We start from the raw sequence: 7,720 nt of genomic DNA on the forward strand, positions 1-7,720 counted from the left end.
GTGCGGGGCCGGCGGTGCGGGCGGGCGGGCAACCGGCGTCCGCCGCCCGGGTCGCGAGCATGCAGGACGTGGTGCCGGTGCCGGTCAAGACCGAGCCGGCCACGGGCGCCGACCACACGATCACGAGCGACACGGCGATCTACACCCAGTCCGGTTCGGCCCAGGTGGGCGACTACCTCGCCGCTCTCCTGCGCCGGTCGACCGGCTACCCGCTGCCGGTCAAGAGCGCGCCCGGCACGCCCGCCGACGGCATATCGCTGCTGCTCACCGGCGCCGACCCGACCGTGGGCACGCAGGGCTACCAGCTGGACGTCTCGGCGTCCGCGGTGGTGATCCGGGCGAACCAGCCCGCCGGCCTGTTCGCGGGTGTGCAGACGCTGCGGCAGCTTCTCCCGGCGGCGGTCGAGAGCACCAGCACGCAACCGGGTCCGTGGGTGGTCCCCGGCGGCCGCATCGTCGACCATCCGCGGTACGCCTACCGCGGCGCCCACCTCGATGTCGCCCGCCATTTCTTCACCGTCGACGAGGTCAAGCGGTACGTGGATGAGATCGCCCTGTACAAGATCAACCATCTGCATCTGCATCTGACCGACGACCAGGGCTGGCGGATACAGATCAACAGCTGGCCCCGGCTGGCGACGTACGGCGGCGAGCTCGAAGTCGGCGGCACCCCGGGCGGGTACTACACCCAGGACCAGTACCGGGACATCGTCGCGTACGCGCAGAGCCGCCACATCACCGTCGTCCCCGAGATCGACATGCCCGGCCACACCAACGCGGCGCTGGCCTCGTACGCGGAGCTCAACTGCAACGGCGTCGCGCCGCCGCGCCGCACCGACATCGAGGTCGGCTACAGCTCGCTCTGCATCGGCAAGGACGTCACCTACCGCTTCGTCGCCGACGTCATCCGCGAGGTCGCGGCGCTCACCCCCGGCCCCTACCTCCACATCGGCGGCGACGAGGCCAACTCCACGTCCCAGCAGGACTACATCACGTTCCTCAACAAGGTGCTGCCGCTCGTCCAGCAGCAGGGAAAGACCGCGATGGGCTGGCACGACATCGTCGACGCCACCCCGCCCACCTCGGCCGTACCGCAGTACTGGCAGACGGCGACGTCGCACGCGGGGGTCCAGGCGGCCGCGCGCCGCGGCAACAAGATCCTCATGTCCCCCGCCAACAAGGCCTACCTCGACATGAAGTACAACTCCAGCACGCGTCTCGGGCTGAGCTGGGCGGGCTTCATCGAGGTGCAGACCGCCTACGAGTGGAACCCGGGAGCGCACCTGACCGGCGTGGCCGAGTCGCAGGTGTTCGGTGTCGAGGCGCCGCTGTGGTCGGAGACCCTGCAGACCATCGACGACATCGAGTTCATGGCCTTCCCCCGGCTGCCGGCCATCGCCGAGCTCGGCTGGTCGCCGCAGTCCACCCACAACTGGAGCGCCTTCCGGCAGCGGCTGGGCGCGCAGGGACCGCGGTGGCAGGTCATGGGCATCGACTTCTACCGGTCGAGCCAGGTGCCGTGGAAGACCGGCGACCCGGGCCCGCCAGGGACGTGCTCCGCACCCGCGTGGGAGTCCTCGGTGGCCTACACCGGTGGCCAGCAGGTCTCGTACAACGGCCACACCTGGACCGCCAGATGGTGGACCCGGGGCGACGTGCCCGGCGACAACTCCCAGGACGTCTGGACCGACGACGGGCCATGCTGACGGCCTGGGAACCGGCCGTCCGGGCGGAAGGTGACCCGGGCGGCCGGTGCCCTGTCAGGCCGTGGTCGGTTCGGCAGGGAGTTTCGGCCGGGCGGCCCGGGGGTTGAGTAGGCGCTCGGCGAGGGGCGCGAAGGTGAGGCCGATGGCGGTCCACAGGAGCGCCTGGGCGGCGACCGAGTAGAGGCGGAACTCGAACAGGGTGTCGGCGGGGAAACCCGGGTAGACGATCTGCCCCTGGGGATTCGTGAGGGGCTGTGGTGTCTCGGTGCCGTGCCGCGCGTTCGCCGAGAGTTCGCCCAGGGACGGCAGCAGCAGCATGACCAGGCCGAGCACGGCCGCGCACGCCAGCGCGGCGAGCAGCGAGGCGTTCCACGTGCCGAAGCGCGGCTTGAGGCGTTGCCCGAACCATGCCCCCGCCACCAGGACGACGATCGAGACGGCGACCATCAGGAGGTAGAGGCCGCCGCGTTCGCGGATGGTCTCGTGGTTGCCGACGGCGGGCGGGTTGGCCGGGTACTTGACGAACGGGATGAGGTAGACGGCCAGGAAGCCGCCGGCGGCGACCATGAGGGCGAGCGGACGGGGCCGCACGGCGCCGGTGCGTCCGCAGGCCAGGGCGTAGGCCACGCCGTACAGGGCGCCGACCGCGATGCCGAAAGCGATGATCCCGACGCCGAGACCGGCGTTGCTCTGGACCGCGCGGCTGAACGGGTCGGCGTGCTCATGGACGGCTGGGAGTCCCGCGGCCCTGTCCAGAAGGGCCTGCGCCTCGTCGCGGCCGGCCTCGTAGTCGATGGCGTCCTGCATGCGGGGTTCGGCGAAGATCCTGGCGAACACGAAGGCCAGCAGGCCGCCGAACGCACCCGCGAGCATGCCACGCACGATGAATTGCCGTTCCACGGCGTCACTCCTTGGGATGCGTTCCCGAGCCGATGGGTCAGTGGCAGGGGAATCCCAGGAAATGCCGCGCGTCGTGGACGAACTCGTGGATGTACATGTTGTCGCCGAACACGGAGGTGGCGCCCTGGTCGATGCCGACGAAGTAGTACAGCACCACGCCGAACAGGACGGCGCCGAACAGCCACAGGGCCGCGCGGGTGCCGTCGAGGACGACGGGCGTGGCGCCGGTACCGGCGCCGTGGACGGTCGACGTGCTCATCAGTGGCCTCCTAGGGATCTCGCGTCCCGCTCTCGATGGACCGGTGACGGTGGAGGTCTGACTTCCCTGCCCGACGCGGGCCGGATCACAGTGGCGCGACCGTGCCGGACTCCCACCGGCTTCCCCTACCGCCTTCCGCCGTGACCGTATGCTTCGGCGGGCGAACCGTCAATGGGGCGGACGCCATGCGGTGGGTGGAGGGCCGAACGCGTGACCGTCCGAGTCGTGCTGATCAGCCATGCGTCCACGGCGGCGACGCGCGAGGCGCGCTTTCCCGGCGACGAGCCGCTCGATGAGCGCGGGCTCGCGGCGGCGGCCGCGTGCCGCGGCGCGCTCGGCCGGGTGCGCGCGGCGTGGCACGGTCCCGAGCGGCGCTGCCGCCAGACGGCCGAGGCGCTGGGGCTGGACGCCGAACCCGATCCGCTCCTCGCCGACCTGGACGCCGGCGACTGGCGGGGCCGCCGGCCGGCCGACATCGGGGCCGAGAACCCGGCGGGCCTCTCCGCGTGGACGTCCGACCCCGGGGAGGCGCCGCACGGTGGGGAATCGATCCTCGACGTGGTCGCGCGGATGACGCTGTGGCTCGACCGGCTCCCGGGCACCGCGTCCCGCGTGGCCGCCGTCACCCATCCCGCGCTGGTCCGGGCGGCGGTCCTGCTCGTCCTGGACGCTCCGCCCGCCGCCTTCTGGCGCCTGGACGTCCCGCCGCTGTCGCAGACCCACCTGTCGCGGCACGACGGCCGGTGGCGGCTGCGCGAGTCCGGGCATATCCTCGGCCCGGTCGACCAGGACACCGGCCGGCGTCCCCCGGGCGCGTGACCTGGGCATCGTGTGATCTTGACAGGGGCGGGCGGAGCCCGTAACGTCCCGGTGTTCCGCGGTTGTCCGAGGGAAATCCGGTGAGAAGCCGGTGCGGACGCGCCACTGTATCCGGGCCCCAGGGCCCGGGAGCCAGGTCACTCGGACCGCCGCGACCTCATGTTCGGGACGCGCACGATCCCCTGGGAGGTACCGTGAGTCCGCCGCCGGCTCAAGATCGTTCTCCGCTGGCCGGTCCGGGCGGAGGCCGCTCGCGGTCTCCGCGCCGCGGTCCCGCCTCCCCGTCCTGATGGACGACGGCCGCCTGAACGCCGCCTACCCGTTCACCGCCGTCGTCGGCCTCGACGACCTGAAGCTGGCGCTGCTGCTCAACGCCGTCTCCCCGCGAGTCGGCGGCGTGCTGGTGCGCGGGGAGAAGGGCACCGCCAAGTCGACGGTCGTCCGCGCGCTCGCCGCGCAGCTCCCCGCCGTGGACACGGTGGCGGGCTGCCGGTTCGCCTGCGACCCGGCCGCGCCCGACCCGTCCTGCCCGGACGGCCCGCACGAACCCGGGGCGCCGTCGCTGCGGCGGCCGTCCGCGCTGGTGGAGCTGCCGGTCGGCGCGTCGGAGGACCGGGTCGCCGGGTCGCTGGACGTGGAGCGGGCGCTGACCGAGGGCGTCAAGGCGTTCGAGCCGGGTCTGCTCGCGGCGGCGCACCGCGGCGTCCTGTACGTGGACGAGGTGAACCTGCTCCACGACCACCTCGTGGACCTGCTGCTCGACGCGGCGGCCCTGGGCACCTGCTACGTCGAGCGGGAGTCGGTGTCGGTCCGGCACGCGGCGCGGTTCCTCCTCGTCGGGACGATGAACCCGGAGGAGGGCGAGCTGCGCCCGCAGCTCCTCGACCGGTTCGGGCTGACCGTCGAGGTGCGGGCGTCGCGGGTGCCGAAGGAGCGCGCCGAGGTCGTCCGGCGGCGGCTGGCGTTCGAGGCCGACCCGGCGGGGTTCGCCGCGCGGTGGGCGGACGCCGAGGCCGGCCTGGCGGAGCGCATCGCCGCCGCGCGGGAGCGGCTGGCGGGCGTCCGGCTGCCGGACGAGCGGCTGGAGCAGATCGCGACGGTGTGCGCCGGGTTCGAGGTGGACGGGCTGCGCGCCGATCTCGTCACCGCGAACGCGGCGCTCGCGCACGCGGCCTGGCACGGCCGGGACGAGGTGACGGCGGACGACGTCCGCGCGGCCGCCCGGCTGGCGCTGCCGCATCGCCGCCGCCGCGACCCGTTCGACGCGCCCGGCCTGGACGAGTCGCTGCTGGACGACCTGCTCGGGAACACCTCCCCCGACGACGACCCGCCGCCGGACGGAGACGGCGGAGGCGAAGGCCCGCCGCCCGACGATGACGGCCCGGGAGGCCCTGCCGAGCCCCCCGCCCAGGAACCGGGACCGGAGCCGGAGCCGGAGCAGAACGAGCGGCCGGGAGGCGCGGGCGGCGAGCAGGTCGCGGGCCACGGCTCCCCCCACGCGGTCCCGCTGCTGGAGGTCCCCGGGGTCGGCGACGGCGCGGCCGGACGCCGGTCACGGTCGCGGACGGAGCGCGGGCGGGTCACCGGGGCACGCCGCCCGGCCGGGAGGATCCACGACCCGCACGTGCCGGCGACGCTGCTGGCCGCGGCCCCGCACCAGCGGGCGCGCGGGCGGTCCGGCGCCGGGCTCGTGCTGCGCGCGGACGATCTGCGCGAGGCCGTGCGCGAGGGACGCGAGGGCAACCTCGTCCTGTTCGTCGTGGACGCCAGCGGCTCGATGGCCGCCCGCCGCCGCATGACGACGGTGAAGACGGCGGTGCTGAGCCTGCTGCTCGACGCCTACCAGCGCCGCGACAAGGTCGGGCTGATCACGTTCCGGGGGCGGACGGCCGAGCTCGTCCTGCCGCCGACGTCGTCGGTGGAGGCGGGCGCGGCGCGGCTGCGGGCGCTGCCCACCGGCGGGCGCACGCCGCTCGCCGCGGGGCTGGTCCGGGCGGCGGAGGTGCTGCGCACCGAGCGGCTGCGCGATCCGGCGCGGCGGCCGCTGCTCGTGGTGGTGACCGACGGCCGCGCGACGGCGGGCGGCGACGTGGCGCGGGCCGCGGGACTGCTCGCGGGGACGGCCGGGATCGTCGTCGACTGCGAGGACGGCCCCGTCCGGCTCGGCCTCGCGGGACGGCTCGCGGCCGGGCTCGGGGCGCGGCTCGTCCCGCTGCGCGACCTCGACGGGATCGTTCGTGACCAGCGGAAACGAGATCGGCGGAAGGCGGCCTGAGATGCCCCAAGGAAAGCCCGTGTCCGTCCCCGACGACGGCCTGACCACGCGGCAGCGCCGCAACCGGCCGCTGCTGATCGTCCACACCGGCCCGGGGAAGGGGAAGTCGACGGCGGCGTTCGGGATGGCGCTGCGGGCCTGGAACCAGGGCTGGCCGGTCGCGGTGTTCCAGTTCGTGAAGTCGGCGAAGTGGCGCATCGGCGAGGAGCGCGCGCTGCGGGTCCTGGGCGACAGCGGCGAGGGCGGGCCGGTGGCCTGGCACAAGATGGGCGAGGGCTGGTCGTGGATCCGGCGGCCCGGCGCCGAGGACGACCACGCCGCGAACGCGCGGGAGGGCTGGGCGCAGATCAAGCGCGACCTGGCCGCCGAGGCGTACCGCTTCTACGTCCTGGACGAGTTCACCTACCCCCTCAAGTGGGGCTGGCTCGACCTCGGCGACGTGGTGGAGACGCTCACCGCCCGCCCCGGCGCCCAGCACGTCGTCATCACCGGGCGTGACGCGCCCGAGCGGCTCATCGAGGCCGCCGACCTCGTCACGGAGATGGGCAAGGTCCGGCATCCGATGGACTCCGGGCAGAAGGGGCAGCGGGGCATCGAGTGGTGACCGCCCGGCGCGTTCCGCGGCTGGTGGTCGCGGCGCCGGCGTCCGGGAGCGGGAAGACGACGGTCGCGACCGGGCTGATCGCGGCGCTGCGGGCGCGCGGCGCGAGGGTGTCGCCGCACAAGGTCGGGCCCGACTACATCGACCCCGGCTACCACGCGCTCGCCGCAGGGCGGCCCGGCCGCAACCTCGACCCCTGGCTCGTCGGCGAGGAGCGGATCGCGCCGCTGTTCCTGCACGGCGCCGCCGGGTGCGACGTCGCCGTGGTCGAGGGCGTGATGGGCCTGTTCGACGGGCGGGGCGACACCGGGTTCGCGTCCACGGCCCATGTCGCGCGGCTGCTCGCCGCGCCCGTGGTGCTCGTGGTGGACGCGGCGCGGCAGAGCCGTTCTGTGGCGGCGCTCGTGCACGGCTTCGCGTCGTTCGAGCCGGGCGTCCGGGTCGGCGGGGTCGTCCTCAACCGGGTCGGGTCGGACCGGCACGAGGAGCTGTGCCGCGGCGCGCTGGAGGCGGCGGGCGTGCCGGTGCTCGGCGCGGTCCGCCGCGACGACGCGGTCGCGACGCCGTCCCGGCACCTCGGCCTGATCCCGGCGGCCGAGCGCGGGGCGGAGGCCGTGCGCGCGGTGGAGCGGCTCGGCGACCTGATCGCCCGCTCCTGCGACCTGGACGCGCTGCTGCGGCTCGCCGCCACCGCTCCCCCGCTGACGGGCCCAGCCTGGGATCCCTCCGGGCAGGTGCAGGCGGTGCCGGGCCGTCCGGTGGTCGCCGTGGCGGGCGGCCGGGCGTTCACCTTCTCCTACGCCGAGCACGCCGAGCTGCTGCGCGCGGCGGGCGCCGACGTCGCGGTCTTCGACCCGCTGCGCGACGAGGCGCTCCCGGACGGCGCCGCGGCCCTGGTCATCGGCGGCGGCTTCCCGGAGACGCACGCCGCCGAACTGGCCGCCAACGCGCCGATGCGCGCGGCCGTCGCCGCGTTCCCCAGCCCGATCGCGGCGGAATGCGCGGGCCTGCTCTACCTGTCCGAGGACCTCGACGGGCGGGCCATGTGCGGGCGGGTGCCGGGGCGGGCGCGGATGACGCCACGGCTGACGCTCGGGTACCGGGACGCGGTGGCGGTGGCGGAATCGCCGCTGACCCGTCCCGGTGAACGGTTCCACGGC

At 74.7% G+C, this 7,720-nt stretch carries 7 protein-coding genes and 2 riboswitches; of the genes, 5 read left to right on the forward strand and 2 right to left on the reverse strand.

The features are described from left to right. A partial coding sequence (locus tag E1264_RS37205) for a family 20 glycosylhydrolase (protein ID WP_132181342.1) occupies positions 1-1,706 on the forward strand: 1,706 nt, incomplete at its 5' end. 54 nt (positions 1,707-1,760) lie between these two features. Here E1264_RS37205 and E1264_RS37210 read toward each other — a convergent pair. Further along, positions 1,761-2,606, reverse strand: a complete 846-nt coding sequence (locus tag E1264_RS37210) for a CbtA family protein (protein ID WP_132181344.1) — start codon at positions 2,604-2,606, stop codon at positions 1,761-1,763. Between the two features lie 37 nt (positions 2,607-2,643). Further along, entirely contained in the window at positions 2,644-2,865 is a 222-nt protein-coding gene (locus E1264_RS37215) for a CbtB domain-containing protein (protein WP_132181346.1), read from the reverse strand. 30 nt (positions 2,866-2,895) lie between these two features. After that, positions 2,896-3,050: riboswitch (cobalamin riboswitch) on the reverse strand. Between the two features lie 25 nt (positions 3,051-3,075). On the opposite strand from E1264_RS37215, the gene E1264_RS37220 reads away from it, so the two are divergent. The 4 genes from E1264_RS37220 to E1264_RS37235 form a co-directional block, all read left to right on the forward strand. Further along, positions 3,076-3,684 carry a histidine phosphatase family protein gene (locus tag E1264_RS37220; RefSeq protein WP_243711410.1) on the forward strand — a complete coding sequence of 203 codons (609 nt, stop codon included), beginning with the start codon at positions 3,076-3,078 and terminating at the stop codon, positions 3,682-3,684. A gap of 71 nt (positions 3,685-3,755) precedes the next feature. Then, positions 3,756-3,825, forward strand: a riboswitch (cobalamin riboswitch). A 148-nt stretch (positions 3,826-3,973) separates the two neighbouring features. After that, entirely contained in the window at positions 3,974-5,959 is a 1,986-nt protein-coding gene (locus tag E1264_RS37225; RefSeq protein ID WP_207936747.1) for a VWA domain-containing protein, read from the forward strand. A gap of 1 nt (position 5,960) precedes the next feature. Then, positions 5,961-6,563, forward strand: coding sequence for a cob(I)yrinic acid a,c-diamide adenosyltransferase (gene cobO / locus E1264_RS37230; protein ID WP_132181350.1), 603 nt, complete (start codon positions 5,961-5,963; stop codon positions 6,561-6,563). Positions 6,564-6,583: 20 nt separating this feature from the next. After that, on the forward strand, positions 6,584-7,720 hold a 1,137-nt coding region (locus E1264_RS37235), incomplete at its 3' end, for a cobyrinate a,c-diamide synthase (protein ID WP_132181354.1).

This window comes from Actinomadura sp. KC216 (genome assembly GCF_004348535.1).
Lineage (GTDB): Bacteria > Actinomycetota > Actinomycetes > Streptosporangiales > Streptosporangiaceae > Spirillospora.